The sequence below is a fragment of the Kordiimonas marina genome (assembly GCF_023006325.1).
GTDB classification, from domain to species: domain Bacteria; phylum Pseudomonadota; class Alphaproteobacteria; order Sphingomonadales; family Kordiimonadaceae; genus Kordiimonas; species Kordiimonas marina.
The window spans coordinates 377,430-395,951 of sequence record NZ_JAINDF010000004.1 but is presented as its reverse complement, the minus strand read 5'-3'; the positions used below and the strand labels follow the sequence as shown (position 1 = coordinate 395,951).

Annotated in this window: 14 protein-coding genes and 1 pseudogene; 5 read left to right on the top strand and 10 right to left on the bottom strand. The window is 55.7% G+C overall.

The window, feature by feature from the left end; genetic code table 11:
• Position 1 precedes the first annotated feature (1 nt).
• Entirely contained in the window at positions 2-937 is a 936-nt protein-coding gene (locus tag K6118_RS11230; protein ID WP_247120445.1) for a TniB family NTP-binding protein, read from the top strand.
• The gene (locus K6118_RS11225) at positions 937-2,859 is read left to right on the top strand and encodes a TniQ family protein (protein ID WP_247120444.1); all 1,923 of its coding nucleotides are present in this window, start codon (positions 937-939) and stop codon (positions 2,857-2,859) included. The genes K6118_RS11230 and K6118_RS11225 overlap by 1 nt, the downstream gene beginning before the upstream one ends.
• A 381-nt stretch (positions 2,860-3,240) precedes the next feature.
• On the opposite strand, the gene hflC is transcribed toward K6118_RS11225, so the two are convergent.
• The 9 genes and pseudogenes from hflC to nhaA all read right to left on the bottom strand — a co-directional run bounded on the left by hflC (position 3,241) and on the right by nhaA (position 11,228).
• Complete coding sequence (gene hflC, locus K6118_RS11220) at positions 3,241-4,242, bottom strand: protease modulator HflC (RefSeq protein WP_247120443.1); 1,002 nt, start codon at positions 4,240-4,242, stop codon at positions 3,241-3,243.
• Positions 4,242-5,321 (bottom strand): FtsH protease activity modulator HflK, encoded by a 1,080-nt coding sequence (gene hflK / locus K6118_RS11215; protein WP_247120442.1) that lies wholly within the window; start codon positions 5,319-5,321, stop codon positions 4,242-4,244. The genes hflC and hflK overlap by 1 nt, the downstream gene beginning before the upstream one ends.
• A 15-nt stretch (positions 5,322-5,336) precedes the next feature.
• A pseudogene (locus K6118_RS17565) lies at positions 5,337-5,461 on the bottom strand (lipid-binding SYLF domain-containing protein); the annotation flags it as partial.
• A 130-nt stretch (positions 5,462-5,591) separates the two neighbouring features.
• Positions 5,592-6,491, bottom strand: a complete 900-nt coding sequence (locus K6118_RS11210) for a hypothetical protein (RefSeq protein ID WP_247120441.1) — start codon at positions 6,489-6,491, stop codon at positions 5,592-5,594.
• Between the two features lie 73 nt (positions 6,492-6,564).
• Positions 6,565-6,984: a hypothetical protein gene (locus K6118_RS11205; protein WP_247120440.1), complete on the bottom strand. Its 420-nt coding sequence runs from the start codon at positions 6,982-6,984 to the stop codon at positions 6,565-6,567.
• Positions 6,981-7,157 (bottom strand): hypothetical protein, encoded by a 177-nt coding sequence (locus K6118_RS11200; protein WP_247120439.1) that lies wholly within the window; start codon positions 7,155-7,157, stop codon positions 6,981-6,983. Before K6118_RS11200 ends, K6118_RS11205 begins: the two co-directional genes overlap by 4 nt.
• 283 nt (positions 7,158-7,440) lie before the next feature.
• Complete coding sequence (locus tag K6118_RS11195) at positions 7,441-7,707, bottom strand: hypothetical protein (RefSeq protein WP_247120438.1); 267 nt, start codon at positions 7,705-7,707, stop codon at positions 7,441-7,443.
• Between the two features lie 243 nt (positions 7,708-7,950).
• The gene (locus K6118_RS11190; RefSeq protein ID WP_247120437.1) at positions 7,951-9,732 is read right to left on the bottom strand and encodes an SLC13 family permease; all 1,782 of its coding nucleotides are present in this window, start codon (positions 9,730-9,732) and stop codon (positions 7,951-7,953) included.
• A gap of 170 nt (positions 9,733-9,902) precedes the next feature.
• Positions 9,903-11,228: a Na+/H+ antiporter NhaA gene (gene nhaA, locus K6118_RS11185; protein WP_247120436.1), complete on the bottom strand. Its 1,326-nt coding sequence runs from the start codon at positions 11,226-11,228 to the stop codon at positions 9,903-9,905.
• 665 nt (positions 11,229-11,893) lie between these two features.
• On the opposite strand from nhaA, the gene K6118_RS11180 reads away from it, so the two are divergent.
• From K6118_RS11180 to K6118_RS11170, 3 genes are all read left to right on the top strand, one after another.
• The gene (locus K6118_RS11180) at positions 11,894-13,039 is read left to right on the top strand and encodes a N(5)-(carboxyethyl)ornithine synthase (RefSeq protein ID WP_247120435.1); all 1,146 of its coding nucleotides are present in this window, start codon (positions 11,894-11,896) and stop codon (positions 13,037-13,039) included.
• 87 nt (positions 13,040-13,126) lie between these two features.
• A complete protein-coding gene (locus K6118_RS11175) occupies positions 13,127-13,363 on the top strand; it encodes a ParB N-terminal domain-containing protein (protein ID WP_247120434.1) in 237 nt (78 codons plus the stop codon).
• Positions 13,364-13,849: 486 nt separating this feature from the next.
• On the top strand, positions 13,850-16,126 hold the full coding sequence (locus K6118_RS11170) for a DUF4347 domain-containing protein (RefSeq protein WP_247120433.1): 2,277 nt from the start codon (positions 13,850-13,852) through the stop codon (positions 16,124-16,126).
• 118 nt (positions 16,127-16,244) lie between these two features.
• Here the strand turns inward: K6118_RS11170 and K6118_RS11165 are convergent, their stop codons facing one another.
• On the bottom strand, positions 16,245-18,446 hold the full coding sequence (locus tag K6118_RS11165) for an EAL domain-containing protein (protein ID WP_247120432.1): 2,202 nt from the start codon (positions 18,444-18,446) through the stop codon (positions 16,245-16,247).
• Between the last annotated feature and the right edge of the window lie 76 nt (positions 18,447-18,522).

Sequence of the window (18,522 nt, the reverse complement as noted above, 5' to 3'; positions counted from 1 at the left end):
CATGGTTAAGGACGTGGATGATCGCCGCCTTAAGGCGCTTGGGAATTTGAATAACCTTTATTTTGATTTTGACTTCACGATGAGTGCCCTTCGGCAGGTGAACATTTTTTTTGAAATGGCAAGAGCATCCAGATCAGCGCACATCATGCTGGTGTTCGGTGAGAGTGGTAGCGGGAAATCTACCCTTTTGAAGCGATTTCGGGATGTCTTCCATACAAAGGCGAATAGGGTCGACCATAGAGAGTCAGTCCTGCTTGTGCAGGTGCCATCCGAATGTAGTCCTAAGTCCCTCGCATCAGGGATTCTGTCACAGTTAGGTGATCCTTATGCAGATAAAGGCGTTTTGACGAATATGACGAGGCGGGTAACCGGATACATCCGAGACCTTGGAGTGCCGTTAGTCGTGTTGGATGAATGCCAACATCTCATAGACAAAGAAAATAGGAAGATTGCTTTGGCGGCAACGGAGTGGCTTAAATCGGTTGTGAGTGACTGCGACTGTGCATTCATACTTGCTGGTATGCCAAGCACGCTTCAGGTCATTCGTGAGAATGAACAATTAGCTCGTCGAGTAACGACCTGGCTTGAGATGATGCCCTTTCCGCTCAAGACAAAGGATGATGTCGCCCGGTTTAGAACGATTTTAGCTCTCTTCTCAGAGGAGTTACCGTTCGAAAACAGTGGTGTGATCGCTGGAGAAAGGGCAGCCAAGATACTGCACTATGTCTGCGGAGGGCTCATAGGAAGGTTGGTTGGGTTTCTCCAGCTTGTTGGCGTGAGTGCCGTCCTTGACGATTCCGAGGTGCTTAAAGCAGAGCATTTTTCGAGAGCATTCAGTCAGTTCTGCAGAGGCCACAAGGATATGGATGGGATGGCCAACCCATTCGGATCTGCTGCGCAAGACCTCTTTGGTGCATTACCCACTGCGAGCTCATAGTGTCGCGGGACGCTAAAGATGAAATTACGGCACCGGTTCGAGTTCCTGCTGTGCTGATTGCTCCGCAAGCGGCCGAAAGCGTATTGGGATACATGGTGCGTCTTACCGAAGCCAACTATTACCCAAATACCGATTGGACATACAAACTATTTGGGATCAATAACGCGTGCTTCGGTTGGTCGCAGACGTATCGAGTATCGAAACAGATTTCTGACCTGTTGGGATCGAAAGAATATGTTTTTAGACGAAGTGCTTGTATGCCGCGTGGAAGCGGTAACCACAGAAAGCTGAGCCTCGATGGCGTTCATGAATTTGATGTCATGGATATGCGTGCCAAAGCGCCAAATATCTGTCCAAAATGTTTGGCGGAATTTGGTTATCTTTTTGCTGCGTGGGAGTTCATATCATTAAAAGTTTGCCCGCGTCATCGCTGCTATTTACTCGATCGATGCCAGCAATGCCTTTCTTCTTTTTCATGGCGTCGCGCCAACGTATCCCGTTGCCAAAATTGTGACTTTGACTTTCGTCTATCGGAAGTATGTCAAGCCCCTAGTTCTTCAGTTGCGTTCGCACAGCTTCTGGCTAGAAAATTACCTATCCCTTTTAGTTTACCTTCGCCCAGCAATGGAAATGTCTGGGAAGCGGTTCCTCTCAACATTTTTCTCTCGAATGTTCGCCTACTCACTGATTTCATACCGAGTATAGATCAGGGTTTTAGATTGCGTCAGTTTAGTTGGAGGTCTGCCGTAGAGGCAGTCGCGTATTGTTTTATTGATTGGCCTCATGGTTTCATCGAGTACCTGTCAAAATTTCCGAGGGAGTCCGCTTTCAGGGACCAACCAGGGGATAAGCTTTGTTACTCTCTAGGTATTGATAGGCTGTATAAGCGTATCGTTACTGAAGATAAAAAAGGTGATCACGAACTCCTCAAAGGCCCTCTGTCTGATTTTGCAATGTCGGACCCTCTCCGATCTTTGATAACGGGGCGTGGCAACGGGGCGTTATACAATGCCGACCTAAGGAGGAAATGGTATCTCACCAAAGAGGAGGTAAAGCGCGAATTACATGTTTCGTCAAAGCGCTTCCATGAGCTCATGATTGATAGGGAGCTCAAAGGCTTCAGGCTTCGCCTTCATGGCCAAAGTCATTATCGCGTGACGGCGCTAAGTGTTAAAAAGTACAAAAATGAGATCGCAAATTCTTGGCTATTACCAGATGCCATGAAGCATTTGGGGATAAGCAAGGGGCTCTTGGTTCAGCTAATTAATGGTGGCTATTTGTACCGACGCAGAAGCTTGGTGGAGATGGGTGGGTATGCATATTGTGTGTCTCAGTCGGAAGCGCAGCAGCTCTTTGAGATGCCAGCGGCTGCATTCAAACCAGCTTTCTTTGGTAATAACACAGGCTGTGCTCTGGCAGGGGCATATAAAGTAGCCCGGACACGACAGCATCTCAAACCATCCGATGCGATAGACGCTTTGGTGAGCGGCCGCATTCCACCAAGATTCATTGCGGAAGCAGTTAAAACTCTCAACCGGTTTTATTACTGTTGTTGGGATATTATGCGCGCGGCCGGACAGGAATGGTTGTCGCAGGTATCAGCTATGAGAGCTTTAGACCTGAAGAGACGCCAACTGGAGGTTCTGTGCGATACCAACGACGAAACCGCCATTCGATCAAAGCTTGACGGGCAGGCGCCTATCTACAACTTAGCAGATATAATAGCCTTTGCTGAAACATATGTGAAAAAATCCGTATTGACGAAGCGCTTGAGTGCTCGCGATGGGGGCGACAATCTGGAAGTGGATATCTCTGATCTCAAGATATCGATTGATCTGGGAAGAGGAGATGGGTTTCTCAAGCTCCGGGACCTCTCTCCAGCTACTATTAGAGCAATCTCCCGCATCTCTGATGCCATGTAGGCAGAAAATCAGTTAAACGCAGGCTGATCTGCTGGCGAAGAGGCTCGAACACGGCTGTCTAGCAATGCGCCGGGTTTACTTGCAGAATAAATGAGCTACAATAATGATTGCTTGCCCTTGATGGGCTTTAAGTAGGCTTGCCCCGTGTGGGCGTAGCCCCGCTTCAGCCGAGGCGGGGCTTTTTGCTGCTTGGCTTACTTCTTCGCGAGTTGAAAGCCGATACCACAATTCTGGACGATAACCGAAAGTTATCGTCGGTAATTATATTGAACGGAAAACAAGGCTCCGGGCGCGACAACTGGATCCAAACCGACAGCGTCCAGCGTTAAACACGTTGAAGATCGGCGAGCGGGCGGCTTCGTGCCCAAGGGGCGAGCATGGTTAATGCCGGGAGGGTGCCGTCCCGGTCGAGCCGGTCGATGTGGCCTTCATCTCTTTCAGGAATTTGAAGAGGTCACTGTCGGTGGTCAGGATCAGCGTCGCATCTTTTCCCATGATGGCCTTGTAGGATTGAAGGGTTCGGGTGAACTCGTAAAACTCGGCGGAGACGGGCGACTGGTTGTAGGCTTTCGTATAGATTTCGGCGGCGGCCGCGTCGGCCTTGCCGCGAATTTCTTCGACCTGCTTATAGGCCTCCGACTGGATTTTATTGAGGTCCCGCACCCTGTTGCCGCGTATCCGGGCGGCCTCGCCATTGCCTTCCGACAGGAAGCGTTCGGCAATCTGGCGGCGTTCGCTGATCATGCGGTCATATATCTTGGGGCGCACGCTTTCGTTATAGTTGATGCGCTTGAAGCGGATATCCAGCAGTTCGATGCCAAAGACGCGCACCTTTTCCGCCGCCGCGGCAAACAGCTCGCGTTCCACGGTCGTGCGGCCTTTCTGGATCGGCACAAGCGCCCCCATGTGTAGCTCGCGCTCGGCATCGGTCAGGTAGGTGTCGCGCAGAGGAACCCGGTCCTTGGTGGTGCGGATGATCTCGATAAGCTCGTGCTTGGCTACAGCGTTGCGGGTTTCGCTGCCCAGGATATCGTCCAACCGGGACTGGGCGCTGCGCTCGTCCCTCAGGCGCAGGAAATACTGCAGCGGGTCGACAATGCGCCAGCGCGCGAACAGATCGACCGAGATATAGAGCTTGTCCTTCGTCGGCATGTCGGATGGGTTGCCGTCCCATTCGAGAACCCTGCGATCGATCGAATTGACCTCCTGAATGTACGGGATTTTCATCTTCAGGCCCGCTGTCGTGACCGGTTTGCCCACAGGTTTGCCGAACTGGGTGATGATGATCTGCTCGACTTCGCTGACGGTGTAGAATGCCCCCGAGATGCCGACGAGAATGGCACCCAGCACCAGGAACAGGGCTATTTTGAGCGGGCGCGACATTATTTTTTCCCTTCGGGGCTATCGAGGTTCAACAGGGGCAGGACGCTCGTCGATTGCGCGTCGATGACGATTTTCGATTTGATGCCCGGCAGCACGCTTTCGAGCGTTTCGATATAAAGCCTGCGGCGGGTTACCTCGGGCGCGAGCTGATATTGCACCAGCAAGGCCTTGAAGCGGGCGGCATCGCCCTCGGCTTCATTGATGCGTTTCAGGCGATAGCCGTCGGCCTCGCGGATCCGCTGGTCCTTCTCGCCTTCGGCCAGGGGGATGACCTTGTTATAGTCGCGTCGCGCCTCGTTGATCAGCTTTTCTTTTTCCTGCTGGGCCTGGTTGACCTCGTTGAAGGATTCCTGCACAGGCTTCGGCGGGTTGATGTTCTTGAGCTGGACCTGGTCGATGCTCAGCCCCATGGCATATTTGGTCGAAAGCGCCTGCATTTTCACCAGCGCCTCGGTCTCGATTTCCTGGCGGCCGATGGTGATGACTTCGTCGACCGTGCGGTCGCCCACCACCTCGCGCATGACGGATTCGGAGACATAGCGGAGCGTCTCGCTGGGCTCGCGCACTTCGAACAGGAATTTCACCGGATCGGAAACCCGGTATTGCACGACCCATTCAACCAGGGCGGCATTCAGGTCGCCGGTAACCATCTGGGTCTCCCGCTGCATGTCTCTGGGCTGCGGACTTTGGTAGGGGTCGTGTGCTCCGGCGGTGAAAAAACCGAACTCCTGCTTGAGCTGCCGTTTGACCGGCACAAGGGTCGCGACATCGATCCCGAGCGGCAGCTTGAGGTGAAGCCCCGGAGGCACATCCTTGGTGTATTTGCCGAAGCGCTGAATCACGGCGACGGAATCGCTGGGCACAGTGTAGATGCTGGACCACAGGATGACGATCAGAAGCACGGCAAGGGCGGGCACCAGAAAGCCGCCGATTCCGCGACCGGTGCCGCCGCCCGGCAATATCCGCCTTAGGCGCTCCTGCATCTGCCTGATCGGATCATCGTTGCCTGCCCCCGGCCTCCTTGGCCTCCGCCAAGGGGTGCGCCTGTCTTCATTATTATTGTTGTCGTTGGGTGCCATGTGTCCGGCCCTTTTCTAGCGTTTGATTTTTGAGATTTTGGTGTCCTCGATGTTGACGCTTGCCATCAGGCCTTGTTGGCTGAAGATAAAGGCGTAAGCGTCGACTGCGGCGATGAGCTAGACAGGTTTTTGGCGGCCCCTCCCTGCCGGTTCTGGAACGGCTCTTTCGCCGGGTCACCCAGGCGAGCGTCAATAGCCCGATTGCCGCAGAAAAGGTGGAATCCGATGCCGTGACGGGTTGGTGTTGTGTGGCCAATCCTTTTCCTGTTTCTACGGGCCTTCTACGCATTGATCTTGCTCCTTCGAGAAAGGCTTGTCGCAGGCCCAGTCATTTCCCGAATAGGCCAAGTGGGCATGATCAGGAATGATGATGCTGATACAGGCGCCGGGCACTTTTCTGTAACCCCTTTCACAGGCCCAGCCGTCCCGATGATAGGCAGCCGCCGTGAGATAGGCGTGCGTCGGCAGATGGACGGCAACACAGTCATTGCCCGACTTCTGATAGCCTCTGTCACAGGACCACCCAGTCCCATACTGGCTATCGTTCAGGTAACTGTGCTCGGGTATGGAGATCGCCTGGCATATAGTCCCGTTCGCCCGGAAGCCGCGTTCACATGCCCAGCCGTGACCCAGCGCCACATCGGACAGATAACCATGTTCCGGCACAGGGATGGCGACGCACGCACGGTCCTGTTGATAAAAGCCTCGCTCGCATTCCCAATCGGAGCCGGCGGCGTCCCCGGTCAGATATCCATGCAGCGGCACGGCAATCGCAAGGCAGGCGTTACCATGTTTCCGGTAGCCCCGGTTGCAGCCCCAACCGTCCCCAAAGACGGAATCCTTCAAATATCCGTTTGGCGGCACCGTAATGGCATCGCAGACAGGCGGCTGGCCGCGCAGACGATAACCGAAAGAGCATTCCCAGCCAGACCCATATTTTTGACCATTCAGAAAACTGTTGGCGGGCGCAGCCAAGGCAATGCAACTATCACCCTTTTCCTGAAAGCCCGTGTCGCATTCCCAGTCGCTACCATAGGGTTTTGCGTGAGCATGCGGGGGGAGGTCTGGGACCAAATCGGCAGACATGACCGCCACGCCGCCATAGAGCAGCATCGCCAAAACCACCAACAGGTAGGACGCATAGGTTTTGAACCTGCTCACATTTGTCATCAGGGCTTGCTTTCGGTACCCATCCTTGGCTTGGAACGATGGCGGTGTTGCCCGCCGCAAAAATGTCAGGACGTCAGTCGTCGAGAAACATTCGCCCAACGCGAGCATCCTTTTCCGACTGCCCCGGGGCATCCTTGATCCAGAGCATGCCCTCGTCTTCGCCGCGCTCAAGCGCGCGTTTGGTTGAGATATCCTCGGCAAGAGCCGTTGCAACGGGCCTAGGCCGGACCGCATGGCCATGCCGACGGTCCCGCGCCAGGGCGGCATCAATCAGGTGAGGTGGCAGGGCCAGCATTTCGGAAACACCAGGCCGGGCGGGGTCTGCCTTGAGATGCAGGGTGACCTGCGTACGCTTGTAGGCCGGAAACGGCAAATCGCCGACATGCTCTTCGTCAACTTCAAGACGATAGGTCCCTGCCGGCAATGTGCCCTTGTATCCTTGAATTTGGAAGGGATACCGGAAATTGATCTCGACGTCACGCGTACGGGTCACATCCTTGACTCCTCGAACTGGAGGGAAAGCATGGACCGAGCCGACGTCTCTTGAGCCGGCACCTTGGGCACGCCCGGTATCTTGTCGGTTTGTTTGTCATCTGTATCCGGCTTCGACGAGGATGAGGGGGCTTTCTTGGATTCCTTGTTTTTGAACAGGTCTTTATAGGTCATTTTTCGATCTTTCTTTTATAAATAAAGTTATTATATCGTTTAATATATATGGTGTTTTTTGCATTTATTTCAATGATACAAATAAACATGATATATATACTATATCTATCGCTATGTTTTAAATAATCTATTTTTTCGTGATTAGAGATATCGACCCGTCGTACATTACCATGGTCTTTGGCTGTTCTCTCTTAAGCCAAGCGCCTGCGTCATCGCCAGCACGGCAATTTGAGCGAAAGACAGGAGGATAGAGGCGAAAATGCGATCCTTTTCGGATCGCAGATCAGAGGTGCTCCTCGCACCTCTCTTGGGCAGCCCCTATGGCCATGCGTTTCGCCTGTGCCACGGCATCGGCCAGGCTGGTGTACCGGAAGGCGCCAACATGGAAATAGTCAACCGGCACGCGCTTGATGCCATACTGTGCCATCATCGCCATGTCCGGCTGGCTGGGTCGTTGCGAGCTGCCTGCAACCAGGTCGGCAGCGGTTTTGCCGGTGCCAGCTTCTACGATAGGGCTGGTATGTTTTTCGGGAAGCGTCTTTTTGGACATGACATGTCCTTTCAAAAAGCGACAAGGATTTGCCGCATTCATAGATATGGGGATCATCGTTCAGGATTACCAATAACGGAACGCGAGACGTCATGAGGCCAGTCCCGCGATGACACCATTGATTGGGGCGTCAAGCTACAAAAACGGACAGGAAACTCAGGCGTTCACGGAAAATCATGCCGCCGGCCTCAGAGAACAGTCATGCCTGTTCTCATCAACGGAAATTGTTATGAGGCCATCGCCCTACAACGGCCAGACCCAAAGGATCATTGGCATGGCAACCGCAATAATCAACAGTTCAAGTGGCAGTCCGACACGCCAATAGTCGCCAAAGTGATAACCGCCCGGCCCCATGACAAGCGCATTATTCTTGTGCCCGATCGGGGTCAGGAAAGCGCAGGATGAACCCACCGCAACAGCCATCAGAAAACTGTCCGGGTTTGCGCCCAGCGCCTGCGCAAGACCGGTGCCGATAGGCGCCATCATCACCGCTGTCGCGACATTATTCATCAGGTCGGACAGTGTCATGGTCGCAATGAACAACAGCATCAGAATGAAGGCCGGGGAATGAGAACCTGACAGGCGCAGGATGCTTTCGGTAATCAAAGCTGTGGCGCCGGTGGTCTCCAGGGCGCCTCCAATCGGGATCATCGCGGCAACCAGCACAATCACCGGCCAGTCAATCGCGTCATAAAGATCCCTGAGCGGGACAACCGAAAACAGCACCATACCAAGAGCCGCGAGCGCCAGCGCAACCGTCAAGCCGACCACACCCAGCCCGGCGAGCGCCACAGCACCCGCCAGCAGGCTTGCGGCAATCCATGCCTGGTTCCGTTTCCCCATCAGGAAGCCACGTTCCGCCAGCGGCAGTATCCGAAGCCGAGCCATGGTGTCTGCGATCCCGTCAGCGTCACCCTGAAGCAGCAAAACGTCGCCCGACCGGAAGACAAGCTTATGCAGCCGTTTGCGGATGGCCTGACCCTGGCGCGAAACCCCCAGAAGATTGAGGCCATAACGGGATCTTAGCCGCAGCTCGCCACTTTCGCGGCCGATCAGGCGGCTGTCGGCTGAGATCACAGCCTCAGCCAGCACCACATCGTCAGATGCAAACAGACCCTTGTCTTTATCGGCGCTGCCTATGGTTTCCAGCCCAAGCTTGTGGACGAATGTGTCCAGTTCCTTGGGGCCGGTTTCAAGCAGCAGGATATCATTTGCCAGAATCTCGGTGGACCTGGGCACACGCAGCATCGGTTTGTGATTGCGCACAATACCCGCGATACTGAGGTCGCAGGATTCGGCGACTTTTTCGAGCTGCACCAGAGATTTTCCGGCGGCGGATGATCCCGCCGGCACCCGCACTTCGGCCATATAGGCATCGATATCAAACAGCTCTTCGGGTGCGGATTTGGCCTGTCTTTCCTTGGGAAGAAGCCGCCAGCCGGCAAGCGCCAGGTAAGCAATGCCCACCGCGGCCACCGCAAGCCCGACCGGAGCAAAGTCAAACATCGAAAACGGCGCCCCTAACACGTCGCTACGGTAATTGCCGATCACGATATTGGGCGGCGTGCCGATCAGGGTGATCAGGCCGCCCAGGATGGAGCCAAAAGACAGGGGCATCAACAATAGCGCTGGCGACCGGCCGGCTCTTTTGGCGCTTTCGATGGACGCGGGCATCAGAAGCGCAAGCGCTGCTACGTTGTTCATCACGGCAGACAGCACGGCCGCAAAACCCGACATGACGCCGATTTGCGCGGCGAGGTTTTTAAGAGGGGGCACCACGATATGAGCGACGCGGTCAATTGCGCCCGAGTTGGCCAGGCCTTTGCTGACTATCAGCACAGCCGCTACCGTGATCACCGCCGGGTGAGAAAACCCGGTGAAGGCGGTGTCGGAGGGCACGATACCAATCAGCACGCAGACCATAAGGGCCGCGAATGCCACAATGTCATAGCGCCACCGTCCCCACGCAAAAAACACGAAGACACCGGCAAGCACCATGAAGAGACCGATTTGATCCGTCGACATACGGCAAGCTACGCATCCAAAGAGCGTCATGTAAAGCTTGCAGTTGCCGGAGACAGTCTTGTCAGGAGGGTTCATCCATATGCGCCGGCAAAAGGTCGTCGATACATCCTCGGCAAGGCTTCACAACGCATGCCTTATAGGGTTTATGGCGGGCAAAGGCCGGTCATTCGCTATTCCAGGTCTGGAGCGGCTCTTTTCCGCCGGGTCACCCAGGCGAGCGTCAATAGCCCGATTGCCGCAGAACAGACGGAGCCGGTGAGAATGCCGAGCTTGGCCGGGTCGAGCATGGTCCGGGCATAGGCAAGTTCGGCGATGAACAGCGACATGGTGAAGCCGATACCGGTCAGGAAGGCTCCGGCGGCCAGGATGGGCCAACTCAATGTGCCTGCCCGGGTGGCCAGCTTGAGGCGCACGGCAAGCCAACTGAAGCTGAAAACACCAATTGGCTTACCCAGGACCAGGCCCGCGAAGATCGCCAGAGAGACCGGCTGACTGAGCCCAGCCTCCGTGATCACGACACCGGCGTTGGCTAGGGCGAAGAGGGGCATCACGATGAAAGCCACCCATGGGTGCAGCATCATTTCCAGACGTTCCAACGGCGAGAGCGATTCCCTGACCGCCCTGCCTGCCTTTTTGAGCTCGTCCCGGTCCGCCGTATCGGGGCTCTCGCCCCCCGGATAGGCCAGCACGCGGCCCAGGATCACCCGCAGGCGCGTGTCGCTGAGCCATATGCGTGTTGGCGTCATCAACCCAAGGATGACACCGGCGATGGTGGCGTGGATGCCGGAGGCGTCAAAGCACAGCCAGACAAAGGCTCCCAGGCCGAAATAGACCGAAAGGCTTCGTATTCCGAGGCGTGCAATGCCGGCGACTGCACCAAGCCCCAGTGCGCCCAGCCCGAGCGCCAGCCAGTTCAACCCATCGCCATAGCCGATCGCCACCACCAAGATTGCCCCGACGTCGTCGAAGATTGCGAGCGACAACAGAAACAGGCGTAATGCTGCTGGAACCCGGGAGCCGAACAGCGCAAGACAACCGATCACGAATGCTGTGTCGGTCGCCATCACCGATCCCCATCCGTGCATGCCCGGTTGTCCAACCATCAGGGCCAGATAGACGGACACCGGAACGATCATGCCGCCCAGGGCGGCCACGAAAGGAAGGGCTGCCGTTCGTATATTCCGCAACTCGCCGAGGACGCTCTCGCGCTTGAGCTCAAGCGATATTACGAAGAAGAAGAAAGTCATCAGCCCATCATTGATCCAATGCCGCAGAGAACGGCTGAACTCCAGCGCGCCGAAATGGAAGCCGACCGGAGTCTCCCAGAATCTTAGGAATGGCATCGACCAAGACGAGTTTGCCAGGGTCAGGGCCAATAGCACGGCAAGAAGCAGTAGCCCCCCCGCCGCGGCTTCGATCTTCAGGAAGCGTGCAAATGGCTTCGTTATCCAGTCAGCCAATTCATGCGGGAGGTCGTCGGTGTTTCGGTCGGTCATTGCGGCTCCCTGCTGGCAATACGCCATGGTATGGTGCGTAAGCCGATGCTAGCCAGGCCGCAGTGGCCCAAAGTGTCGGGCAGCTTGGTCGCCAGCATAGGGCGAAACGGGGTTGAGAGCAAACCCGGCCTCAGGGCTGTGCCTGTTGAAAGCACAATGGACAGGGCGCAAATCTCTCTCTTGTGTGGATACGGGGGGCAACTTCTAAAAAGTTGTCCGGCAAATTCGCGGGGGCAACCCAGGGCAAATTTCCAGCTATTTTTGAGAATCTTTACAAATTTCCAGTTTTTTCTGAGAAAAAGTCGGTCTATTTCTGAGAATGGCTCTATGGAAATGGCGGAAATGCTATGGTCTGCATCCAGCTATTCGTGAAATTGCACACGTCAGGATTGTTTATTGCTTAAACCGCGTGTGGCGACGGACCTGTCAGGCACGGACCGCACAGGGGCTCGGCGAGACCCCCTTTGATCATATCGAGTTTTTTCACATCCCGACACGCAAGCATGGTAACAATGGAATGCTGTTTCCCACCAAGTTCGAACAGTAGAAAAATTTGAAAGCCTAGGGTGTCTGTGAGACTTGGGGCTATTCGATGTGTCGCCCGGGCTGTCGCTACGAGCGCAGCGGTTACACTGTGCATGCCACTCGGGAACAAAGGAAAGACCATGAAAAAGCTAACTTTGGGGGTTATCGGAACCTCCAAGAAGGTTGCTGAGCAGCGTGTTCCAATTCATCCGGATCATTTCCCACGACTATCTGAAGACTATCGAAAGCAGCTGATTTTTGAAGAAGGGTACGGGGCTCCCTTTGGTGTCTCGGACGCGGAAATAGCCGCGCAGACAGGGGGCGTTGCTTCGCGGCAGTACCTGTTGGCGGAGTTAGGGAATGTCATTATTGCAAAACCCACCCTGGCCGACCTGGAGGACCTCCCTGAAGGAGGAAATTTATGGGGATATCCCCACTGTGCCCAGCAGCGCGCCATAACCCAGGCCGCGATAGACAGAAAGCTGACGCTCATTGCTTTTGAAGATATGTATGTCTGGGGTCCTTCGGGGCAAATTGGCCGCCATACTTTCTACAAGAATAACGAAATGGCAGGATATTGTGCGGTGTTGCATGCCCTGCGCCTGAAAGGGATTGACGGGCACTATGGAAACCAGCGCAAGACGATTGTCCTGGGTTTTGGGGCCGTCAGCCGCGGCGCAATCTATGCCCTCAAGGCGCACGGGTTCCGGGATATCACAGTTTGTATTCAGCGCCCTGATCACGAAGTAAGGGAAGAAGTGCTGGATTGCCATTATGCGCGCCTTCGCCGCGGCGAAGAGGGTGAAGCAAGGATGATTGTCGTTGAACATGACGGCAGTGAGCGTGCGTTGTCCGAGCTGATAAGCGAGGCAGACATTATCGTTAACGGTAACCTGCAAAATCCGGATCACCCCGTTGATTTTGTCATCGAAGCGGAAAAAGAGTGTCTGAAGCCCGGCAGCCTCATTATTGACGTGAGCTGCGATGAAGGCATGGGCTTCTATTTCGCCAAACCGACAAGCTTTAAGGACCCCATGTTCAAGGTTGGCGATACGGATTATTACGCCGTTGATCATACCCCAAGCTATCTCTGGGAAAGCGCGTCTCGTTCAATTTCCGCTGCCCTCATCGTGCATTTGCCGTCTGTGGTTGATGGACGTGCGGGGTGGCAAAAGAATGAAACAATCAGGCGTGCAATAAACATTGATGCTGGCGTTATTGTGAAACCGCATATCCTGTCATTCCAGAAACGCCACACGGACTACCCACACGCACCGCTGGCCTGATCTGAAAAGGCGATACCTTGTCACGAGGATACCCGTAGGGCAGAGCTTACTTGCGCACTGAGATGGAGCCAGGGAATGTTAAAAATAGTGTCTGTAGAAATTGATGAGATTTACATCCCAACGGCCCGGCGTAAGGAGCTGGATCAAAGCCAAGTGGATGCGGTCACCGAGAAGATGCTCAACGGCGAGCAACAGAAACCGATAAAAGTACGCAAGGGCAAAGGCCGCTTCGTTCTGGTTGAAGGTGTTCACCGCCTTGAAGCCAGCAAGATCCTGGGTGAAAAGGAAATCGACGCCTATATCGTCCAGGCCCCTAAGTTCTGAGGTTTCTGGAACGCGGTAATTTCAGCGCGTTGGCCCCGCCTGGGAAAAGGCCAGTCCGTTTCCGGGGAGGCACACTAGTCTCCCATGATACTTTGGTTCCAAGCTTACTTTTCGGGCGTGCGGAATAGAATTGTCCCCGTCCAAAGGTTTATCTCATTGGAATTTTATGATGGAGCCCTTTCCTGATCGTGATAGCATATCACGCAAGTGAAATGGGGTGGCCATGGCCACCAGGACCTTGATGTTGCTAGTATTCTTCTGCTTTTGTGGTCAAATGGACACCAGAAGCTAAATATGTATTCGAGACTAACGCGAACAAAAGAATGAATGATTATGCTTGTCGCCATTTAGGCATCCCCACATAAGCATATGTTCAGTCTTTCAGAGGACGGGAGCCATATTATGTCCGGCGGCTTTAACGCTACTTCTATTGCAGGTACCGAGGTTTTTACTGAAGGCAACACTGTGCGGAACCTCAAGGAAGATATGACAGATCGCGCGCTGCTGGTTGTTGATTCGTCCGTCGAAGACAGGGATATCCTGCTGGCGGGACTTTCCGATGCCGTCGATGTAATCGTTGCAGAGCCCTCGGGCCTGGCCGGTCTGGCCGCCAAACTTGGCGCCCGCGCCCCGGTCGGCAGCCTCCATATCCTGACTCACGGTGAGCCGGGTGCCATCACGCTGGGCGGCGAGCGGATCGATGCGGCTGCGCTTCAGAAGGGCGGGCCGATCGCCGATGCGCTGGCAGGCCTTATGGGCGCCGGGTCGCGGCTGGCCCTGTGGGCGTGTTCCGCGGGGGCCTCATCCCTCGGACAGGCCTTCACCGATGCCCTTGGCGCGCTGACCGGCGCGCGGGTTTTTGCCAGCAGCCAACCTGTTGGCGCCCGTGCCGCAGGTGGCACCTGGGATATCGGCACGAAGTCGCCGTTCTCCGGGCGCGCTATGGCCGCCTATCCGCACACCTTGCCGGCAGCGAACGAAGATTTCGACAGCATAACGGCGCAGATCGTCTCCAACACCGACCATTTCAACAATGACAGCACGGTGGACTGGAACTTCCACCAGGGCACGGACGCGCAGATCGCCATCGCCGGTAACGCGAACGGCGGCACCTTCACCAACGGCTTGTCGAACGACGGGGCGGGCGATCGGATCATCTTCCTCAACTATAACGGTCTGACCTCGAACAATACGTCCTTCGATTTCGAGCAATCGGATGGCGACCATTTCCAGCTCGTGTCCTTCCAGTTGGGTAACAACCTGGCCGGTTACAGCACGAGCGTGACGATCACGCTCTATAACGGCACGACCAACCTGGGCTCGGCCATCATCGACCTCAATACATCGAGCACGTCGAACGGCATCACCTACACCTATGGCGGTGACAGCGGCGGCGGCAGCGCGCAGCCTTATGGCGACATTACATTTGCGAATAATTATAGCGATGTGGATAAGGTCGAGCTTGTCTACTCAAGCGCGGCAACGCCGATCATCGACAATATCATTGTGGCGACCCCGAACGCCGCCCCGACGATCAATACGATTCCGTCGGACATTACCGTGACCGAGAACACGGTTTCCGATTTTGACCTCAGTACCCTTGCCCTGAACGACACTGAAAATGATACCCTGACGGTGACCTTGAACATCGACAGCGGCACATTCACTTCGGTTGCTGATGGCGCAGCCAGCAGCGTGACGGAAACGCTTGTTAGCGCAACCCAGATCACGCTGGTCGGAACCGCCAGCCAAATTCAAACTTATCTCAGTGACAAGACCGTGATCCAGTATCTCGGCGCCACTGACCTCAGGGGCAATGATGTGGCGGGCTTGACGGTTTCGGTTGCCGATGCCCACAATACCGCGCAAAGCACAGCCCACATCGACATCACGGGCAATAACCTGCCGCCTTCAGCGCCGCACCTGACTACGGACGGTGTTGAGGAAAACGACCCAGGCGCCTTCGTTGGTACGCTCTCCGCGACCGACCCGGAAGGCAGCGCGGTTACCTTTTCCACCGATGACAGCCGCTTCGTCATCAAGGGTGATGAGCTATGGCTCAAGGACGGTGTTTCGCTTGATTATGAGAGCGAGCATCAGGTGACCCTGCAGGTCTCATCTTCCGACACCAGTGGTCTCATGGGCTCGGCCTTCGTCAAATTCAATGTCGGGAACGTAAACGAACAACAGACCGCGACTGGCGGCAGCGGACAGGACACGCTTCAGGGCAGTAATAGCGTAGACAGCAACTCCCTGTGGGGCCGTGGCGGCGATGACCATATGAGCGCGTCGGATATGGGTGACCGCATGGGCGGTGGTGACGGTAATGACACCCTGTGGGGCGGCGCCGGCAGCGACACGCTTTTTGGCGGCACGGGCGATGATGTCCTTACCGGCGGCACAGGGAATGACCTTCTTTACAATGGTGCCGGCAACGATAGCGTCGATGGCGGCACAGGGAACGATACCCTCTGGGGGGGCGCAGGGAACGATACGCTCACGGGCGGTGCTGGCGCAGATACCTTCATCTTCGGCACTACAGTCGGCAACGACACCATTACCGATTTCAATGTCGATGAAGACCATCTTAACTTCAGCTGGAACGTCAGCGGCTTCACCAGCCTGGCCGATGTGGAAGCGGCGGCCAGCGAAACCACCCAGGCTGGCGTGGCCGGGGTGCTGATCGACCTAGGAAACAACGAAAGTATCTTCCTGCAGGGGCTCTCGCTGACGGACCTTACAAACGCGGATATGACCTTCTAGGAAAATCAGCCTTTTCAAAAATCAAACGGCTCGCATTTGCGGGCCGTTTTCTTTTCGCGGGGAGGTCAAGACCAGCCTCTTGGCATACCGTGACAGGTGATGAGCGGTGTCCTGGCCCTTAATGGACCGTGCTGGAAAATGTTCCCTGATGCTTTGTCAGGAAAGCGTTGAAGTCGTCCTCGGACAATGGTTTCGAGATGACATAGCCTTGCACGCGATTACAGCCCAGGGCGTTCAGCGACGTCAGGGTTTCCTGGTCTTCTGCGCCTTCGGCCACAACGCTTAGGCCAAGCGCGTGTGCCATGGCGATGGTGGAACTGACGATGCTGTGGTTGCGCTCGCACGTGACCATGTCGCGGACGAACATCTGGTCGACCTTCAGTTCCCGGATTGGAAAGCTGCTGAGGTATGACAGGGATGAATAGCCGGTGCCGAAATCGTCGATAGAAGTATAGATGCCAGCGGTGCCCAGCTCCTTGAGGACGATTTTGATGCCTTCGGAATCCTCGGCGACGCTGGTTTCCGTCAGCTCGAGCTTCAAGTCGGAGGCAAGCGCGCCGTGACGGTCAAGCGCCGCTTTGATGATCGAGGGAAGCTCGGTTTCCAGAATATCATACACGGCGACATTCACGCTGATGGTGCAGTCGATGCCTCTGCGTCTGAGGCTGGCGCTGATACGGGCGGCTTCATCCACCATGCGCGCTGTGACCTTGGTGATAAGCCCGGCCTTCTCAAGAAGCGGGATGAATTTGGCGGGGGAGATGAAGCCCAGTTCTTCATGATGCCAGCGTACGAGCGCTTCCGCGCCGACGATGCTGCCGGTCTTGAGGTCGATTTGTGGTTGAAGGGCTGCCTGGAGGTCGGTGCCGCCGCTCTTGCGGAATTCAGCCACGATGCGAAGGTCGGTCTGGTCCGGTTCCATGGTGGGGTCATAGGTGGTGCAGTCATGATTGCGGTCTATGCTGACGGCGAGCGCGGTTTCCGCATGTTTGACCAGGTCGGCACAGCTGGTGCCATGGCCAGGCCAGTGGGCGATGCCACAAATCAGTTGAGGGTAAAGCCCCAGGCCACAGGTTTCGAGCTGCTCCGACAGGGCATCATAAGCTTCGTTCATGGTGCTTTGGTCACACAACACAGCGAAAATACCACGGCCGAAATAGCTGGTGACGTCGAAATGGCCGCCTTTCAGACGCTCAGCGAACTCTTCAATGATGCCTTCGCCTGTGGAATAGCCGAAGGTTCGGATGATGGTCTCGGTTTCAGCGAGTTTGAAGACGACCATTTCCTTGGACGGGGAGGGCAGGCTTGAGGCCTCCGCCAATACCTTGTCGCCCAGTTCGATGAAATGGTGATATTCGGGCAGGCCCGTGTGGGTGTCATGGTCGGCGAAGTGACGGAGCTGGGCTTGCATATCCTTGCGCGCTTTCAGTTCATCCTGAAGCTCCGCCGTGCGTGCTGCAACCCGCCTGCGCAGCGTGAAAGACCATCCGAAACCGAGGGCCGCCAGCAGGAGAAGGGGGCCGGCGATAAGGGCGGAGGTTTTCAGGATTTGCGAGCTTGAGGTCTGTGTCGGCTCCAGTCGGTCCCGCCACGCATTGTACACAGCTTCATAGCGGCCGTTGACAATGGCCTGATTGAGACTGTTCTGAAGCCAGGCCAGAAGGTCAGGCCGATCCTTCCGTACAGCAAAGGCATAGCCTTGGGGCCATAAGGGAGGACTTACCCGCCGGACTGCCAGGTGCTGGTCGCGGATGAGGTGCTCTGCGGTCGGTGTGGTCAACAGGGCATAGTCCGCCTTGTGCTGGGCAACCGCCTGCAAGGCTTCCAGCGTGTTGCCGGTAAGGATGAGGTGAACATCCGGATAGCCGGTTTCCAGCTTGTTCTGGGCGTATGAGGTTTGCTCCACCGCAACTGTATGGCCGCTTAGGTCCGCGAGAACAGGAATCTTTGTCGTGCCCTGTTCCGCATAGATCGCATGGTCCATGAAATAAAAGGCCGAGGTGAAGAGGAACTTTTCCCGCCGCTTGTCGGAGATCAGCATTGGCACCACATCGACGTCTCCGGTTTCGAGCGCGTGCGTGGTGACCGGCCAATCGTCCAAACGATGTTCAGCCTTGGCCTTGCCAATTTCAGCGAGGGCATTTTCCAGGTCAATGTGAAACCCGGTTGGGGTTCCCTTGTCGTCCCATTCAAAGGGGGGATAGACGCGGTCGCCGCCAAAAATGACCGTGTCAGATGGCGGGGCCGTACCAGCCGCTATGCTGGATGACAGAATGAACGAGAGCAAGAAGAGGCAGGCCACGTGCGGTATTCTGATCATGCAGAAAGCCCTTTCCCATCCTTGATGTCGGGGCACCTATAAGTAGGCGTTAATTCACCTTATACTATAAAATACC